The sequence below is a fragment of the Fibrobacter sp. UWB16 genome, from assembly GCF_900215325.1.
Classification (GTDB): domain Bacteria; phylum Fibrobacterota; class Fibrobacteria; order Fibrobacterales; family Fibrobacteraceae; genus Fibrobacter.
In genome coordinates, this window is the sequence record NZ_OCMS01000001.1 from 252,834 (window position 1) to 271,549 (window position 18,716).

Sequence of the window (18,716 nt, forward strand, 5' to 3'; positions counted from 1 at the left end):
CTTTATTTCCAGCGTGCATTAACAGTTTTTGCATTATTGCAAGTTATAATTTGTCCTGAGACACACCCTGCAGCATCAGAAAGCAAAAAACAAGCCGTTTCAGCGACTTCCTCAGGAAGATAAACCCGTTCTATAGAACTTCCTGGCTCGTATAAGTTGCCATCGGCCTTAAATCCAGTCATATCCGAAGTGGTCACACCAGGGGCAACAGCATTCACCCGAATTCCGTCCTTAGAAAAAAGATAAGCAAGACCTTGAACCATACTATTTACAGCGGCCTTTGTAAATCCATATGGTCTAAAATCCATTGTGTCGCCAGTTTCAGACGATGTAAAAAGAACGGTTCCTGTTCGTTGTTCTTTTTTTAGAATTTCAACGAATTTTTGAGTCAGAAAAAAGCCACCCTTTAAATTTGTATTGACTTGCTTATCAAATGTTTCTGAAGTTACATCAAAAAAAGTGCTTTCGTGTAACGATATCCCCGCATTGTTTACGATACAATTTACACCACCAAGCATTTGATTTGCTTGATTCATAAAAAACTCAAACGTATTTGGATTAGAAACATCAAGGGGTAAATATTGGCAGCCGATTTCATCCGCTGATTTTTTTAAGGTATCTTCGTTGCGGCCAGCTATCAAAACAGAAGCCCCTTCCGCAACAAACTTTTTTGCCATAGCAAACCCAAGACCTCTGCCACCACCTGTAACGATGATTTTCTTTCCTATTAAGCGATTATTTGGCGATAAATAGGAAATGGAGGCTGTAAAATTCTTTTCAGGTACACCTCTAACAATCCAACGAATTCCACGCAGAATATATTGTTTCAACGACATTTTACACGCCTATTTTTTTCAAGATTTTTCTAATCAACCCTTTTACATGTGATGGAATTAATCTCACATGAGCTTCTATCAAAGATGGCATCCTAATTCCATGAAGTTTCGCAAAATCATAATTATCCCTGTTATAAATAGATTTATTTCTGTTCGCACTTAAAAAACATTTATACCAATATGCCTTTTTCTTATACAACTCAATGTCGAAAACTTTTCGAAATAGCTCTAATTTTCCCAAAGATTCCAAAGCAACAAGTGTGCGCAAACATTTTCCACAAACACCACAATTTTTTGCAGTTTCTTGATTATTCCAGTGGTCAACACAAACATTTAAGAAATCCCTTACAGGTGGATAGTCCGCAATTAATTCTGTTTTTTCTGTTCTTGTGTACTGAGCGCCATCTGTGATTATATCTAGAGACTCTGTGCTCAACATTGGATTCATAAAAGTTTCTGTTATTCCTGAAAGACTAGAAACATATGGATTAAATGCATTGTACATTATCTCTTTATATGAATAATCGCTAGATAAATAATATTTGCTTATTTTTCTTTGAAAAACCAATATAGCAGAGGCTCGACAAAATAGACCTGCATCGTATTCCCAATAGTCCAAATAAAAGTCAAACAGATTCGAGTCAAGCGGTATATAAGGTAGTCCAACTTGCTTTGGGAAATCCTTCAAAAGGTTATAACGCTCAATATATTTTTTTCTTGCCTTTTCACCGCCACCACCATGGCTACCAACGTTAAAGAAAAACAATGCCGAAATCTTAAAATCAGGATTTTTCTCTTTTACAAAATGATCTACAAATGTAGTGAACGAATCTACTCCTGCAGAAAAACCTGTCCCCACACCATCTTCTACTTTTTGGGGAGAGCCAAATCCATTTGCCGTTACAGATACATAATGCATTTTTTGGCGATATGATTTTACAACATTTTGTATGTAATATGTAACATTGAAGAAAAGACGAGGAGACACATTTCCGTCTATTTCAACAGGCTCATTATAATACATTGCAGGATATATTGCAGCCACAAGGAACGCATCATATACATCGTCCGTCAAGAACGATTCAAATTCCTGTGGTACAGAAAACCACAACTTATTTTTTTGAGTATATTCCGCTTTTACATCTACGGTTAAATATGCAAAGCCATCTTTATATTCTTTTTGAATATTTGAAATTCTCATATACTACACCTTTTTCAATTTCTTTTTAACTAACGAAATACAAAACACTCGTTCATTTTTATTTAGGCCAATAAAATAAGACAGAAGCAAAACTAACAGCACTTGGCACAATGTTTCAATTGTGAACACCATAAAAGACGTGATTGGAATCCAAAGCAGATGACTTGTAAAATAAGAAATCACCACTATTAACGAACAGGGAATATAAATTTGTCCTATAATTTTAAAGAAAGATTTCGGAAACACTCGTTGAACAAAAATGATTCTAATAGCAGCAATGCACAACTGCAATATAACCCCTATTAAAAAGGCAATTTTAGGTTCGCAACCATTGCAACACGCAATGTATGCAAAAGGGATGTTTAAAAGACCTACAACACCTATAAGGAATTGATACAAAGCAATTTTGCCAGTTGCTTGATTGACTACTGCAAATGGTAACGAAGATGTCTCAACAAGATTTTCAATCAGCAATAACTGACATATAACAACAGCGTATTGCGGAACATCTACAAGCCATAAATCCAAAAGATAATCCAAACTAAAGCAAGCCGGTAATGTGATTACATACATTAAAAAGAAATTTATTTTTGCGGTTTTAAACACTAAATCAAGAGTCCTGTCATAATCTTTTGCAGCATAAGACTTTATAATTTGAGGCTTTGTTGCCATACTGAAATTTTGAGAAAAGCTAGCGCTGATACTTCTTATTTGTGTTCCTATCTGTTGAGCCGCATTAACAATAGGTCCAAAGAATGTATTTAGCATAATAGATAGCCCTTGATTTTTCATCATCCAAGCAAAGCTTCCAAAACAATTCCATCCATTAAACGACAAAAGTTCCTTTATTAAATCTTTTCTCCATAAAAAAGACGACCTGCATTCATCATATTTTTTGAATGTATACATTTGATAAAATAGCATCATCCCTAGATTGATTAACATATACAAAAATCCGTATGTAATCAGTTTGTCAGCTGGAGAAATGTACAACAAAAAAACAATGAGTAATTTTAGGACAACTTCAATAATTCCAACTTGTGCAAAAACTTTCATATTTTCATGAGCTATAACAGAAGCCATATATGGAGCCGTCATTAAGCTCGCACAAGAACCCAAAATTGCCATTTGAAATATACATTGCGCAGCAAACATTCTATCAGGGGGAATAACCAGTTTGTTGTTCAACAACCAAAGACCGACAATTTCTTGTAAGACAAAAATTATCAATGTGAAAATCACATAAATAGAAAATGTTCCCTTAAACGAATCACTTAACTTATCTTTTTCTCCAGAACCAATATAGAATGAAAAAAAACGTTGCGAACCGCTCGCCAATGAGCCGGAAAGAAACGCAAACATGGATACTGTACCTGCAACTACATTATTTACACCATAGTCTACAATTCCTAAAATGCTTAATGTAATACGCACCGTCAACAAACCAACCGCCATAATAATTATTTGGCGGCAATACAAAAATAGAGCATTTTTTGTTATTTGCGATGCGGATGTCTTATATTCTGGCATAATTTATTTTTCCAAAGCGGATTTAAGCCAGTTCAACGAAAATTCACGCATTTCGTCTAGCTTGCCGGACTCGTATAATTTGAGCAGCGAATCAAATCGTGCGGAACCACGGTCCTTATTATATATGCACTTGAATTCTTTCCCAAAGATTATCGAGAAAACCGTTCCATGGAAGGAATCCGTGACTACATAAGATGCGTCACGGAACATGGCTAACCATTCGGGAACAGTCAGAGTCGATTTTGAATCTGCATGGAATTTTTTTACAACCAATCCGCGTGAAGCAGCCTCTTTTTCATAAGTTGCCGAAATCTCTTTATTTTCATCCAGCACATAAACCGCAAGATATTTATCGGCGCAAACAGGAATCTCTTCGCAAATCGGTAGATAATCGTCTTTCGATAGCAACAGTGTCGGGTCTAAAACCCATGCTGCATCCACGCCAAGTTTTTCTTTGCACAACATCACGCCAGATTCTTCGCGAACACTGATTGCATGAAATTTTTTAGCGAGACCTGCACAAATTTTGGTTTGTCTAGGTGTATATTCCCATTCATCAACCCCAAACGATGCCGCATAAGCGATGCGCTTAATTGACTTTTTTTCAGCAAACTTGAGAAACATGTCTTCAATTCGATAATTATACTTTGGACGCCAAACTTGGTCACTTCCAACAATAATTGCATAGGATTCATCCAACATACTTTCGTTGTACTTGAAGCATTTTGCTGTCAACTTTAGCCATTTGCAAGCAAAATCATTTGCCCAACAAGAACGAAAACCTTTACATGAAAATCTAAGAAATTTCCGACGTTTACTAGGAATAAATAGCAAAAATAAGGATTTCAGGCTATATTTAAAAAAAGAGAAAAAAGAAATGCGAGGCACCATAAGAAAATCAATCGTTTGACAAGTATATCCATTTTTTTTTATAAAATTATGCAACGCAAAATTCTGAAGCAAACCACCATAATTACTCTGTAATGGGAGTGTAACAATCACCACTTTTTTCATTTTACTGATTCCACATAGTTGTTATACACACCTTCGCTTTAAATAGTCTTCTGGCAAAAGGCAAAGAAAAGAACAAAGCAATAGTGATAAAAAATTCCCAATGACCCAAAGTATGCAAATTGAAATTGAATAATTTATTCACTTCAGGGTAAAGGCCCTTAAAATCACTATCGGTAAATTCGCAAATTAAAAAAGCGGTCCATTTGGAACTCTTTTTTAATTCAGCAACTCCATTTTCGACAAAAGGATCTTTTTTTTGTTCAAGCCAAGAGATAATGTTTTTTAAAGAATTTAATCTCTTCATAGAATGCTGTTGAATTAAACTATTGTGATTTACATTTTGATAATAATGATAAAAAGCTTTTGGTAAATAGGAAATTTTTACAGGTTTTTCAGCTAATTTTAAATTGACAAAAAGGTCTTCGCAATAATTCATATTCAAATCGAATTTTATACCATATTTTCGAAAGCATTCTGTGCGAACTAATTTATTCCAACAGGCCCCATGCAACTTTTCATTTACTAAATCATAAAAATAGGCATCATGATTTAATTTTGTTGGTTCTTGCTTGTAATATTTTCGCTGTTTCCCACTTTCTAAATAGTAGTCACAAATCACAACATCAGCATCATCAATCAAAGCTTTTTTCAAAAGTTCTTCAAGCATCGTTGAATCAACCCAGTCGTCAGGATCAACGTGAATAAAGAAATCACCCTTGGCATTATCAAATCCAACTTGTCTTGCTGTTGCTACGCCACCATTTCCTTTATGGATTGTTTTAAAACGACAATCATGTGCGGCATATTCATCACAAATAGCTCCAGACTGATCAAAAGAGCCATCATCGACCAAAAGAACTTCAAAATTTTTTAAAGTCTGTCGCTGTAAGCAATCTAAGCAACGCCGAATGAAATTTTCAGCTTGATACACAGCGACAATGACACTTATGTTAGGATGATTCATCATTAAACAAAAAAATAACAATATGGATTTAAAAATTCACTTTTGTTTGGTTCCAAATTTTCTTCTAACAAAATCCGCAAAGTTTCCGCCAAAATTTCGATATAGGAACTGATAAATTTTTCCTCGGAGTCTATTCTTTTTATTACACCAACTACCTGAATAGTGATGTATTGAAACTGTTTTGTCCGTTATATGTATTTTTCCTGTAGATAGATCCATTGGCTGAAAATATTCTTTTGGATAAATGTACACCCCTTCTATAAATTGTACTTCATCAATATTCTTCAAACCATGTTTTTGCAATAATTCAGTCGTATATTCAACTACAGTTTTAAGTTTTGCAGTATCCGTAGCGTTTATAAAGTGCAGAGTCTTATATAAATCTAAGATTTCTCGATATAAGCCCAGCCCTGGAGCAACTCCTAAGCCCAGCCCAGGATTAACTCCCCCATTAGCCTCGTTTACGGCACAACTATTTTGACAGCCCATAAAAGCTCCTTTTGAAACAATAGATTCTATAGGCTTGACTAATTCCACATCTGTATCAAAATAGAGACCGCCTTGTTCATATAAAATTTTGAACCTTACATAATCACTAACAAAAGCCCATTTTTTTTCATTATATGCTTCTATAGCATATTTACAATCAGAAAAATCAACATTAGATTCATTCCACTGTTTAATTTCATAATCTGGACAATATTTTTTCCAACTTTCGATACATTTTAAAGCTTCTTTAGGCAGAGGCTTTCCGCCAAACCAACAGTAATGAATAATTTTAGGAATCATTTAGATGTACCTTTTGTATTCAGATATTTCTTTTTCTGCAATTTTATTCCAAGTAAATTCTTCTGAAATCAATCGCATTGCAGCAGAAGACATTTCTTTTAATTGATCTTCAGAATCTACATTTATTGCAAATTTGATTGCCTCGGCAACTTTTTGAGGATTTGTTTCAACGCCCCAACCAGCTTTATATTTGTTAATAAAATCTACGGTATTGGTTCCTTCTGTTACTATACAAGGTAATCCTAAAGACAAGGCTTCGAGGATTCCTAATGGTAAACCTTCAAATCGTGAAGTTTGAATAAAAAAATCACTATTTAATAAAGCTTCTATTTTTTTTTCTCCATATATTGCATCATGTACAGTTACTAGTTGACTAATATTCCTTTTGAAAATCATATCCCTTATCTCTTTTTGAGCATCTTCTCCATTATGAAGAGACTGTTTTTGTTTTGGCCCATATATGTTCAATATAAAATGATGTTCCTTTAAATATTTTTTTTCTAACTCAATAGCATCTAGTAAAATATCAATTCCTTTATGAAAAACATCTAAACGACCTACATAAATAAATTTTTTTTCACTTTTTTCTCCAAATTTTTTTTTTGTTAATGAGGGAATTGCAACTCCATTTCCACAGACAAAACCTTTGTTCGAATAAATAGAGGTTTCTTTTTCTTTATCTGTTAGAAACTGTATTGCGGAAGCCCCCTTTAAAAAAGAAGAAAAAAAGATTCTAATTGCAAAAAACTTTTTAATTCGCTTTTGAGCTAGAGAAACTTTTGTTAATGAGCAATGGGGGATAACAACATATGGAATATTTATTTTTTTTAAGAATCGACTTATTTTTACATAAGATAAGAAATATACCCCATGAAATAAAACAATATCAGGATTAAATTTACCAGAATACAAATCTTCGATATGCAATTGTTTAACATCGCAATCTATTTTTTTAGAATGTAAATTTAAAACAGCAACATCACAAGTTGTTTTTTGCGCCATCACATGTTGGGGTACAACTATATTGATTCCACTAAAAGGATTTCCGTTAATGCTGCAGATATGAAGAATTTTCATTATATTTGCATTCCTTTATTTCTAAGTATAGTACACCTTAAAAACTATTAGTCTTTTGTGGAATATGTTTTTTTGTACAAATAAAACATATTCCTTCGACAAGAGTAAAATAAGCTAAAGTAAAAAAAAGCTAGCATCCAAAATTCAGGTCTCTTCCATAAAATAGATGAAAATAAAAGTCGTCCTATGGAAATGGAAAAAAAGATGGCAAGAATATTTTTTTCTTCATTTGCATCATTTTTAAAAAAATAAATGAGAATGCTAAATAAGAATATAATTAGTACTAAGAACGCAAAAAAACCTAAATCTTGAAAAACTTGCAAAAAAATATTATGAACATACGCCCCATCACCTAGCAAATCAATCCCTCGTCCAAAAAGAAAATTTTCCTTGATACAATCAATAGATCTCATGTAAACATCATCTCGTCCTGATGAAGCTTCTGCAAACCCCTGTGCTATTTGCAATCGTATTTTGTCAATTGCATAAGCTCGACCGCCGAATATATTAATAATTTTTTGAAACCATGTTAAAATATTCAAAATATTGCTATAAATGAGAAAAAATAATCCAACGCTTATTATGTTGAAAAAAATAAATTTTCGATGTATAATAAATCTATCAATTGCAAAGAGTAAAACAAATGAAACCAAAGCTCCTCTAGCTCCGTAAATGATCATTTCAATTAAAGATATTGCAAACAATATGTAACTTAAAAAAATCCATTTTTTTTTCAGGATTGTTTTTTTATAACTAGAAATGATCTCATAAAGAAAAACCACAGAAACTAGCATCCCGTAGCCAAAACGCATGTAGTTTGTACCTCCGAAAAAGGGGGTCCAGCAAATGACAAAAAAATTAATAATTGCTAAAACAAACCCAAACCTAAGGAATTCAAAAAAATCGAAATTAAATAAAAAAATAAAAAAAATTGGGAGAAAATAAAAATAGAAAGGCAATATAGAAAAGGGGTCAGTACCATTTATAATAGAATTAACAAAAGTAGCAAAAAAAATAAACATAAGCAAAAAAATAGAATTATTGTTAATTATAGATTTTATATTCCTGTACAATGAATAAGACACTAAAATTATACTGGAAATTCCAGAAACTATTGTTGGATTGACAAAAATCATCACAGGAATAGTCAAAGAATATTGAAAAAGAAAAAGTGCAATAATTCTCCCGTTTGTTTTTATTGCTTCGTCAACAAATATATTCTTATCGCTATTCAAATAAAAAAACATAAACATCACCCCCAAAAAAGGTATTTTGTTTTCATCTTGTGCTTTCGGCCTTTTCCCAAACAGGTTTTGATTTACCTGTAATAATGTTTATTACACCTTTCCATTGCGCCATAACAGTCATGCAATAATAAAACACAGTCCTAGTCAATCTATTGCCAGACTTTGTTACCCATCCTATTAAAGCAATCAAATAAAATAGTATCTGCAATCCTAATAAAACTAGCCAAGGAATCCCACCCCAAATCGCTAATGGAATGTTAATCGCAAGAACCAAGAGATGCATCAACCAAAGAAGATATCGGCAGGTTCTATGTCCAAAATAAAAGTATGTAAACCAATGGTAAGAAAATACATTAAACACACGCATTTTGGGGCATATGCCCGTAAGAATGTCTCGGTTCATACGGACTTTTCTCTTAAACTCATCCTCATTTACCTCACCTGCTTTTTCATAGGCGATTGCATTAGGATTGTATAGAGATTTCTTCTTTTCCAGAGCAAAAATAAAAGGAAAACTAGAGTCATGACACTCTATCGGAGAGACTTTTACATAATACTCGTTCCTTACGGCATATATAGCGCCATTTCCCGCAGTAATTGTCTGTAATTTGCTCTCTATATTTCGACACATCAAATCAAGTTTCCAGTAAAAACCTTCGGAATTTGCGGTATCACTCCCCTCGGTGTTCATATACCGAAGTTGGCCAGAAACATATGCAATGGATGAATCCGTAAAGTAAGAAACCAGTTCTTTGACCGCACAGGATTCAAATATCGCATTTGCATCAGTCATCACAAGGATTTCTGTATTACATAATTCTTGCGCTTCATTCTGAGCATTCGTTTTCCCATAATGATTTACCGTCTTATGAATACGAATCTTGCGTTCTGGATGCTTGGCAATGAAAGACTCGACAATATCATTGGTCTTATCGGTCGAAAAATCAGAAGCAACCAAAAACTCTATTTTTTCTTGCGGATAATCAACCTCAAGAAGGTTTTGAAGTTTTTGTTCTATAACTTTTTCCTCATTATGAGCCACAACCATAACGGTCACAGTTGGTTCATATGCGCAATCTTTCTTAGTTTCTCTTTTAAATATTTTATTTAATATTACTAACGATATCGGATAACCGACCATAGCCCAAAATATGACGAACAACGCAATCAACCACATAATGGTTAATGCCAACATAAGGGGGACTTGTTGTAATAAAGAATCAAATTTCATTTTGTGATCTTTTATCTCTTTATTGCAATTTCGTTGTACTTCATCATATAGACACCGTCTTCGTAGTTGCCTATATTCTCTTTATTCTCAATACCCTTGAGGTTGTTTTCAATCAGAGCCATATGATTACATCCACACTCAAATGCATGGGGATAGCCGCCACCAAAACGGGGGTTTACCTCAGAGATGTAGTATTTACCATCAATATCGAAAATGTCAATGTCAATTTGACCTGTGAAGCCGCTTTCTTCCGCAAATTTTTTTACCAAGGCGAATAATTCGGGATCTTTAAAAGAGACTGCCTTGTCTGTTTCTCCGGCGCGCATCACAATCTTTTTCTTTGTGAAAATCGATACAACTTTCTTGCTGATCATGTCAATGTACACATCTGCGCCAATTTCCTGACCATGCAAAAATTCCTGAATCATCATTCCTTCGGAATGAGTGCATAGCAAATCAACTGTTTCCTTATCGCACGCTTTAGAAATCGCTATACTTGCACTTCCGCAGGCGGGTTTTACGAAAACCGGATACTTAATTTCGCCCTTTGTCAAGTCAGCATAAAAAGCTTCACGATCCATATAGGATTTTGCGCAGTTATAGCCATGTTCCTTCAACCAATTATACATCTTGAATTTATCAAGGCTACGTTCGCAGAGTTCAAAATTAGAACCAATGATTTTAACTCCGGCATCGTCAAAAAGCTTATGATTTTTAGCAAGAAGGTTTAATTCAGGGTCAATCAGAGAAAGAACGCCCTCAATCTTTTCCTTCTTACAAATATCAAGAATAACATCAAGATATCCGTCAGCTGTAATGCGAGGAACAATATAATACTTATCAGCCTCATAAAGTGCAGGTGCAATTTCACTGCAATCGGTAGCGACAATCTTGCCATCCTTAAAGGTTTTCTTGAAATACTGGATAACCTTATTGCGGGTGCCAGCAGAAAGAATTAACATATTCATTATTTTTCGTCTCCAATGGTACGGCTTTTATATTCGATATCGGTCCATTTATCACGAACTTTTGAAATTTTGGGGCCGTCTTTTACATAAACGGAAGGGAACCATTTTATAAAAAGAGGAGAAAGACACATTGTATAGGCGCCGACTTTGTGGTAAATAATCTGATCATTAGGGAGAAGCTCTTGCTCATTCTTCACCTCAAACATACGATCATGTTCCATGCAAGTAAAGCCACAAATAATCTGTCGATTAAGTTCAGTTCTTTTTTCATTCCCATTGCGAACAATGTCTTTGAAGTATGAACTCTTGGTCATCAAGGGATCTATTTGCGTGCGGCTTCCATCGGTCACAACAAACATGTTTCTGATCGTTTTTTTTACATCCTTGACAGTTGTATAGTAATCAACGGCAGCTCCGATCAGAGCCATTCCTGGTTCAACAACCAAAACAGTTTTCTTTGGATTGAAGTTGCGCCTTAATATTGCAGAAACCGTGCTGAAATATTCTATGAACTGAGGCTTTGATGCTAAACCACCAAAAAAACCTCCGCCAATATCCACATAATCCAAATTCAATTCGTATTTATCGGTAATTTCAACAGCTGCATCCGCAATGGCTTTATAAATGTCGGGTAACCGAGTCTTGGAACTTTTGTGGAGATGCAATCCCGAGATTTTGATGCCTTTAGCCTGGATTTTGTCAATAGCACGTTTCAGTTCACCATTTTCGTAGCAAAAACCAAAACGTTCACCATCTTCGCCACATTGAGTTTGCCCCGGGCACTTGGATTCTAAATCAAAGTTGACACGAATTCCTACCGAATAACGACCTTTTTCCAATTCGTCAAGCCAATCAATTTCGTATTCAGAATCAATGTTTACAATGGAGTTGTTTTTAACAGCTTCAATAAAAGTTTCTTTTGACTTTGCTATACCGTTGTAAATGATTTTATTGGCCCCAATTGACTTAGCCAAATTATATTCATCATCAGAAACAACCTCTGCGTAACAACCATTTTTTTTGAAATAGTTGATTACCCAAGGAAATGCATTCGTTTTGTAGGAATAGCCGATGATGTAGTTTCCCCAAGACGATTGAAGCGCATTTTTCAGCTTCAGCAATTCGTCATCGAGAAAATCTTTGTTGATCAAGAAATAGGGCGTTTGCAAACAATTCATTTACTCGTCCCCCCACCTCTAACAACATCAAGATATTCTTCATCAGCAGACTCCGAATTCGGAGCAACATCTTCACGACAAAGAGCCTTTTTGATTGTTTTTAGAATGATTTTTAAATCACCCAAAAAAGAGATATTGTTGACATATTGAACATCTAAAGCAAATCTTTGGTCCCATTTAACAAAGTTTCTTCCGTTAATCTGCGCAAGTCCACTGAGTCCGGGACGCACATCATGGCGATGTTTTTCGGTTTCTGTGTAATACGGCAAATACTGAACTAACAGGGGTCTCGGCCCTATTACAGCCATATCACCTTTGAGGATGTTGAACAGTTCCGGTAATTCGTCGAGGCTGGTGCTGCGGAGGAACTTTCCGTAGGCGGTCAATCGCTTGTCATCCGGGAGCAAGTTGCCGTTGGCATCCTTCTCGTTCGTCATTGTGCGGAACTTGATGAGCTTGAAGATTTTCTCGTTAAGGCCCGGGCGCGGTTGCGTAAAGAACGGGTTACCCTTCATCTTGATTGCGCCGAGGACTGTAAGCACAGCGAGAACCGGACTCAGGCAGAGAATGGCTGCCAAAGCACAGAAAAAGTCGAGTGGGCGTTTGAAGAAACGAGCGTACATTACTCGAAGCATTCCTTGATGGTCTGGATGATGGCATCCTGCTGTTCGGGGGTCATCTTGTTGTCGCTCGGGAGGCAGAGTCCGCGGGCAAAGATATCGGCACCCACGTCGCGGGTTTCGCCTGCGATGTAGGCGTTCGTGCGGGCGCGTCCGTTTCCGTTAGCGGTGACAAAGGCGTGGCTCATGTACATGGGCTGCATGTGCATCGGTTTCCAGATGGGTCGGCCTTCGGCGTTCATGGCGGCGATGCGCTCGAGAATTTCCGTCGGGCAGCTTTTGCCTTTTTCATGAATGTACAAAGCTTCGGTTTCGCCGCGGACCTGCTTGCACATGGCACACTTGTCGATGATCAGGCAGCTGAGCCAAAAGTTCGGTTCGCTGTTCTCGGCATCGTAGGGGTTCATCTGCACCGGGAGTCCCTTCAGGCCTTCCTTGTAACGCATATAGATGGCCTTTTTCTGCGCGATGTGCTCTTCGAGGTAGGGCATCTGGCCGCGTACCACACCAGCGATGACGTTGCTCATGCGGTAGTTGTAGCCGATTTCCTCGTGCTGGTACCACGGGGCGGCCTCGCGGCTCTGGGTGCTCCACTTGCGTACCTTCTCGGCGTCGTCCTTGCTGTCGGTAAGGAACATGCCGCCGCTGGAGCCGGTGATAATCTTGTTTCCGTTGAAGCTGATGGCGCTGTAGTCGCCAAAGTTGCCTGTCTGCTTGCCCTTGTAGCTTGCGCCAAAGCTTTCGGCGGCGTCTTCGATGAGGAGGGCATTGTGCTTTTGGCAGATGGTGCGGATTTCGTCAACGCGGGCCGGGGTTCCGTAGAGGTGCACGAGTACCACCAGGCGCACATCCGGGTAAATTTCGAAAGCCTTTTCGAGGGCGACCGGGTCCATGTTCCAGGTCTTGTATTCGGTGTCGATGAACACGGCCTCGCCGTTCTCGTAAGCGATGGGGTTCACGGTAGCGTCAAACGTCATGTCGCTGCAGAACACCTTGTGGTTTTGGAGCGCCCCGGTGCCGGCCTTGGGCATGCCGTAGAGCGCTTCGCCAGCGAGCTTTGTGCAGAGGTGGAGTGCGGCCGTGCCTGCGGAGAGCGCAACGGCGTACTTGCAGCCGACCTTCTCGGCGGCGAGCCTTTCGACCTCGTTGATGTTCGCGCCAACGGTGCTCATCCAGTTGGTTTCGTAAGCCTCGGTGACGTACTTGATTTCGTCGCCGTGCATCGTTGGGCTAGAGAGCCAGACCTTCTTCTCGAAACGCGTCATGGATTACCGCAACCTCGGGGTTACTCCGGCCATCGTTTGCACATAGCGACCACCGCTATCCCTTGTCCGGCCGGACGTGGAACTAATTGTAGCAAATATAAGTAATATTATTGTAATTTTGTAGGGATTCTGCACATTTAATGACAGAATACTTACTTTTTTGAGTTGAGGGCCTTGACGACAAGCTGTTGGGAAGGCTTTTGCGGAACAAAATCAACAATTTTCGCTATTTTTGCTGAATACAATCCTCATTTTTATCAAAAACTGCGGATTCCAGACCGCGTTTTTAAGCAAAACAACATGCGAAAATTTTCGATGCGAAAAATTTCGCATAATAATTTTTCTCCCTGTTAGCCGATTTCGCCGACATAATGCCAATGCAAAACACCCGAATCCAGAGGATCCGGGCACATAGGGCTTTGGAGAAATTCTTTTGCTATTTCAGGGCAAGCATTTTCGCAATCACACTGTCCGGCACGTTCTGCGAACGCAGAAAATCAGCTCTCTTGGAATCACGGGCCGCATTGTCCGCATCATTTTTTTTGCGTTCACTTTCTTTACCTTTTGCTTGGCCCTTAAGGAAGGCTTCGGCTTCAAGTGCCTCGTATTCATGATGGTCAAACATGCTAGCCTCCAATGCTTTCAAAAGTTCTGGTTTCATGCGGCTTACGCGCAAACGTTCACGAGCATTCACAAAAATCGGGTCTTCCGTCTCGGGAACCTGAAGCGGCCCTCGCGAGATAAGCCGGAGCCAGAAATCCTCGCGAGTTTTCACGCCCTTACGCAACCGCAAAAAGTTGGGCAAGTCTACTACAATATACCTATTTTTCCGCGAAATGGGGTGTGCGTTCCCCGACTTGACTTCATATTCACTGTAAGTGGACCAAACATCCTTATAGATATCCTTCGATCTGAGGACCGAATCATTGCAGAGCCAAATAGACACCGTTTCCGGAAGCTCATAATAGCGATACTTGCGATCCTCTTCTGATAGGCCCTGGAAGTATGGCGAACGATTAAATTCATACTTACCGCGCAGCGTAAGGTACGAATTATAGAGTTGCATGCGGTCAAAAAAGAACGAGTGGACCTTGTTTTGCATTTCAATGTTAAGATATCGGTTGTCCTTAGTTCGCACCCATACATCGAGACGCGCAGGGTCGTTTTCCGGCATGAAGATGTCAATAGGCTTCTCAAATTCGTATTCTAGGTCAACAATCCCGTGGTCGGGATCCAGCTGAAGCAAGCTATTAAGAACGTCGCGAATGGTATCTTTGTCGTCCATCAAAATGCGGAAAATCGCCGCATATTTGGGCAGCAAGAATTCTTCGCCCTGTTCATTCCTGACAATGTACTTTTTTGTCGATTGGTTGGCGTTGTTATACATGAGTTTTCCTTTTTTAAGATATTGCACCCTTCCCTATTAGTTAACACGCTTTTTTCAGCCAATTCAACCTCTGCTTTTTGTAAAATCACTGTAAAAATCAATTTTTAAAAAAGCGCTTTAGTAAAGTTTCATTTTTAAACACTCGAGTTTCATTTCAATACACAACACCCCCAAATCATCCCAAATTCCCGTTTTTGCGCGAGGAATCCGGTTTTGGCACGGAAATTGCTTTAAAAGGGTCGAACAAGAAAATGGTCCAATTTGGAACAGCTCGAATGTTCGTGGACCAACCAATTTAACAAGGGCGTTGCCCAAAAGAGGATAAGTAAAATGATTAAGCCTTTAGCAGATCGAATCGTTGTCAAGCCGGCCGAAGCCGAACAGAAGACCTCCTCCGGTCTTTTCATTCCGGATAATGCAAAAGAAAAGCCGATGCAGGGCAAGGTCGTGGCCGTAGGTCCGGGTCGCAAGAACGATAAGGGCGAAGTCGTCGCTATGGAAGTCAAGGTTGGCGACGTGGTGCTCTACGGCAAGTACAGCGGTACCGAAGTCACCGTCGACGGCGAAAACTACCTCATCGTCAAGGAATCCGACGTTATCGCAACGCTCTAATACAAAAAGAATTTTAAAAAGGAAATACAAAAATGGCAAAGCAATTGAAGTTTGATGTAGCAGCTCGCGAATCCCTCATGAAGGGCGTTGACAAGCTCGCCAATGCAGTTAAGGTTACTCTCGGTCCTAAGGGCCGTAATGTGATGATCGCACGTTCCTTCGGTGCTCCGAACGTCACTAAGGACGGCGTTTCTGTCGCTAAGGAAGTCGAACTCGAAGACGCATACGAAAATCTCGGCGCTCAGATGGCCAAGGAAGTCGCCAACAAGACTTCTGACGCTGCTGGTGACGGCACCACGACTGCAACCGTTCTCGCTCAGGCAATCACTCGCGAAGGCCTCAAGAACGTCGCTGCTGGTGCAAACCCGATGGACATCAAGCGCGGTATGGACGCTGCTGTCGAAGCTGTGATCAAGGAAGTCGGCAAGATGGCCGTGAAGATCAACGGCAAGGAACACATCGCCCAGGTCGCAACGATTTCTGCCAACAACGACCCGGAAATTGGCGAACTCCTCGCCAACGCTATGGAAAAGGTCGGCAACGATGGCGTCATCACCATCGAAGAATCCAAGACTGCTGAAACTGTCCTCGACGTTGTCGAAGGTATGCAGTTCGACCGTGGCTACCTCTCTCCGTACTTCGTCACGAACACGGACAGCATGGAAGTCGCTCTCGAAAATCCGTACATTCTCTTGTACGACAAGAAGATTTCTACCATGAAGGATTTGCTCCCGATGCTCGAACACGTTGCAAAGCAGGGCAAGTCTCTCCTCATCATCGCCGAAGACGTCGATGGCGAAGCTCTCGCAACGCTCGTTGTGAACAAGATGCGCGGCACATTGAAGGTTGCTGCCGTTAAGGCTCCGGGCTTTGGCGACCGTCGTAAGGCCATGCTCGAAGATATCGCAATCCTCACTGGCGGTATGCTCGTCTCCGAAGACACGGGTGCTAAGCTCGAAGATGCTCCGGTTACCGTTCTCGGTAAGGCAAAGTCCATCACCATCACGAAGGACAACACCACGATCGTCGAAGGTGCTGGCGACGCCGCTTCTATCAAGGGCCGTATCGCTCAGATCAAGAAGCAGATCGAAGCTACCACGAGCGACTATGACCGTGAAAAGCTCCAGGAACGCTTGGCAAAGCTCGCCGGTGGCGTTGCTGTGATCAAGGTCGGTGCTGCTACCGAAGTTGAAATGAAGGAAAAGAAGGACCGCGTCGACGACGCTATGCACGCAACTCGTGCCGCTGTCGAAGAAGGTATCGTTCCGGGTGGTGGCGTTGCTCTCATCCGCGCAGAAAAGGCTATCGACGCTCTCCAGTTCGACAATGCCGACCAAAAGACTGGTGCTGCCATCATCCGCCGCGCTATCGAAGAACCGCTCCGCCAGATTGTCCAGAACGCTGGCCTCGAAGGTTCTGTGGTTGTGAACAAGGTCAAGGAAGGCAAGGACGGCTTTGGCTACAACGCTAAGACCGACACTTACGAAGACCTCATCAAGGCTGGTGTCATTGACCCGGCTAAGGTGACCCGCACGGCTCTCAAGAACGCCTCCTCCATCGCTTCGATGATTCTCACGACTGACTGCGTGATCACCGAAAAGAAGGAACCGAAGGCTCCGGCAGCTCCGGCTATGGATCCGTCCATGGGCATGGGTGGCATGATGTAATCAACCGCCAAGTGCGCAAATGTCTAATGACAAATGTGCGCGATCTAGGCCGCTAGAATTTCATATTCTAACTCCACTAAAAATCCCGACTCTCACGAGCTCGGGATTTTTTTTGATTCACCGTCATTCTGAGCGCAGCATTCTCGTCATCTTGAGGAACGTAGTGACGAAAGATCCAGTAAAGTCTTGATATCGCATTACAAGAATTCACTGGATACCTCACGTTGTTCGGAATGACGCAAAAAAAACATTTTTCATCGCCTTGAATTTGTGTATTTTCAGGATAAAAGGAGCGATTATGAAACTGAAATACTTTATACCTATTTTTGCGCTAGCCACTGCCACCGCGGCAAACGCGCTCCCGTTCAAGATAGCCCCGTACGGCGAATTCGGGTGGCTTTGGGCTGATGGCGATGGAATCTCAGATTCGCAGATTGGCTTTGAGGATTCCGACATTGGACTTAGAGGGCAACTAGGCGCCATCATCAGAAAAACGGTTGTAGCGGATTTATTTGTGCAGACGGGAATTGTTGCTGGAGGTGCTTTTGCGCAATACAAAAACAAGCCCTTAGTCGACAATCATTATTATTTAAAACGTGGACACTTCGGCATTCCTTTAAGCGTCGGCTACACATTCATCGATAAAATTAATGTTCAGGCCGGAACGCAATTTAACATGGAACACAGCGACACCCATTATGTGAATCATGAGTATCACGCTTATCATGCTGAGTTCGACTTTACCGCCGGTGCATCGTACAATATAACCGAGAACAATGAACTCGGAATAAAACTCACCATCCGCGAGAACGAAACTGCCCTCGGCGTAAGCTACAACTACTGGATTTTCTAATCCAAGCTGTCACCCCTCCCTACGTCATCCAGAAGCCCCCTTCAAACGTCATCCTGAGGAACGCAGTGACGAAGGATCCAGTTACTGTACTCATCAAGACGTCATCTTGAGGAACGTAGTGACGAAAGATCCAGTTACTGTACTCATCAAGACGTCATCTTGAGGAACGTAGTGACGAAAGATCCAGTTACTGTACTCATCAAGAATTGACTGGATTCCTCTGGGCTTCGCCCATCGGAATGACGATGCTTACTCGCGTCACCCTGAGCGCGATGCA

General features: G+C 40.0%; 17 protein-coding genes. 3 read left to right on the forward strand and 14 right to left on the reverse strand.

Annotated features, from left to right (window positions below; genetic code table 11):
- Nucleotides 1-2: 2 nt before the first annotated feature.
- The 14 genes from CRN95_RS01070 to CRN95_RS01135 all read right to left on the reverse strand — a co-directional run bounded on the left by CRN95_RS01070 (nucleotide 3) and on the right by CRN95_RS01135 (nucleotide 15,307).
- Nucleotides 3-836 carry an SDR family NAD(P)-dependent oxidoreductase gene (locus tag CRN95_RS01070; protein ID WP_097019852.1) on the reverse strand — a complete coding sequence of 278 codons (834 nt, stop codon included), beginning with the start codon at nucleotides 834-836 and terminating at the stop codon, nucleotides 3-5.
- Nucleotide 837: 1 nt separating this feature from the next.
- Entirely contained in the window at nucleotides 838-2,037 is a 1,200-nt protein-coding gene (locus CRN95_RS01075; protein ID WP_097019853.1) for a hypothetical protein, read from the reverse strand.
- Nucleotides 2,038-2,040: 3 nt separating this feature from the next.
- A complete protein-coding gene (locus tag CRN95_RS01080) occupies nucleotides 2,041-3,567 on the reverse strand; it encodes a lipopolysaccharide biosynthesis protein (RefSeq protein WP_097019854.1) in 1,527 nt (508 codons plus the stop codon).
- 3 nt (nucleotides 3,568-3,570) lie between these two features.
- Nucleotides 3,571-4,581: a polysaccharide pyruvyl transferase family protein gene (locus CRN95_RS01085; protein ID WP_097019855.1), complete on the reverse strand. Its 1,011-nt coding sequence runs from the start codon at nucleotides 4,579-4,581 to the stop codon at nucleotides 3,571-3,573.
- 1 nt (nucleotide 4,582) lies between these two features.
- Nucleotides 4,583-5,548: a glycosyltransferase gene (locus CRN95_RS01090; protein WP_145993950.1), complete on the reverse strand. Its 966-nt coding sequence runs from the start codon at nucleotides 5,546-5,548 to the stop codon at nucleotides 4,583-4,585.
- 33 nt (nucleotides 5,549-5,581) lie between these two features.
- A complete protein-coding gene (locus tag CRN95_RS01095) occupies nucleotides 5,582-6,334 on the reverse strand; it encodes a glycosyltransferase family 32 protein (RefSeq protein ID WP_097019857.1) in 753 nt (250 codons plus the stop codon).
- Nucleotides 6,335-7,411, reverse strand: a complete 1,077-nt coding sequence (locus tag CRN95_RS01100; protein WP_097019858.1) for a glycosyltransferase — start codon at nucleotides 7,409-7,411, stop codon at nucleotides 6,335-6,337.
- 47 nt (nucleotides 7,412-7,458) lie between these two features.
- Nucleotides 7,459-8,658: an O-antigen ligase gene (locus CRN95_RS01105; protein ID WP_097019859.1), complete on the reverse strand. Its 1,200-nt coding sequence runs from the start codon at nucleotides 8,656-8,658 to the stop codon at nucleotides 7,459-7,461.
- Nucleotides 8,659-8,689: 31 nt separating this feature from the next.
- Nucleotides 8,690-9,889 carry a glycosyltransferase gene (locus CRN95_RS01110; protein ID WP_200816170.1) on the reverse strand — a complete coding sequence of 400 codons (1,200 nt, stop codon included), beginning with the start codon at nucleotides 9,887-9,889 and terminating at the stop codon, nucleotides 8,690-8,692.
- A gap of 11 nt (nucleotides 9,890-9,900) precedes the next feature.
- Nucleotides 9,901-10,857, reverse strand: a complete 957-nt coding sequence (locus CRN95_RS01115; protein WP_097019860.1) for an ATP-grasp domain-containing protein — start codon at nucleotides 10,855-10,857, stop codon at nucleotides 9,901-9,903.
- Entirely contained in the window at nucleotides 10,857-12,035 is a 1,179-nt protein-coding gene (locus CRN95_RS01120; protein ID WP_097019861.1) for a pyridoxal-dependent decarboxylase, read from the reverse strand. The genes CRN95_RS01115 and CRN95_RS01120 overlap by 1 nt, the downstream gene beginning before the upstream one ends.
- Nucleotides 12,032-12,658 (reverse strand): sugar transferase, encoded by a 627-nt coding sequence (locus tag CRN95_RS01125; protein ID WP_097019862.1) that lies wholly within the window; start codon nucleotides 12,656-12,658, stop codon nucleotides 12,032-12,034. The genes CRN95_RS01120 and CRN95_RS01125 overlap by 4 nt, the downstream gene beginning before the upstream one ends.
- Complete coding sequence (locus CRN95_RS01130; protein WP_097019863.1) at nucleotides 12,658-13,920, reverse strand: DegT/DnrJ/EryC1/StrS aminotransferase family protein; 1,263 nt, start codon at nucleotides 13,918-13,920, stop codon at nucleotides 12,658-12,660. The genes CRN95_RS01125 and CRN95_RS01130 overlap by 1 nt, the downstream gene beginning before the upstream one ends.
- A 436-nt stretch (nucleotides 13,921-14,356) precedes the next feature.
- Nucleotides 14,357-15,307 (reverse strand): PD-(D/E)XK nuclease family transposase, encoded by a 951-nt coding sequence (locus CRN95_RS01135; protein ID WP_200816171.1) that lies wholly within the window; start codon nucleotides 15,305-15,307, stop codon nucleotides 14,357-14,359.
- 330 nt (nucleotides 15,308-15,637) lie between these two features.
- On the opposite strand from CRN95_RS01135, the gene groES reads away from it, so the two are divergent.
- The 3 genes from groES (at nucleotide 15,638) to CRN95_RS01150 (ending at nucleotide 18,439) form a co-directional block, all read left to right on the forward strand.
- Nucleotides 15,638-15,919: a co-chaperone GroES gene (groES, locus tag CRN95_RS01140; protein ID WP_088627732.1), complete on the forward strand. Its 282-nt coding sequence runs from the start codon at nucleotides 15,638-15,640 to the stop codon at nucleotides 15,917-15,919.
- Between the two features lie 32 nt (nucleotides 15,920-15,951).
- Complete coding sequence (groL, locus tag CRN95_RS01145; protein ID WP_012819906.1) at nucleotides 15,952-17,586, forward strand: chaperonin GroEL; 1,635 nt, start codon at nucleotides 15,952-15,954, stop codon at nucleotides 17,584-17,586.
- Between the two features lie 298 nt (nucleotides 17,587-17,884).
- A complete protein-coding gene (locus CRN95_RS01150) occupies nucleotides 17,885-18,439 on the forward strand; it encodes a hypothetical protein (RefSeq protein WP_097019864.1) in 555 nt (184 codons plus the stop codon).
- Nucleotides 18,440-18,716 lie beyond the last annotated feature (277 nt).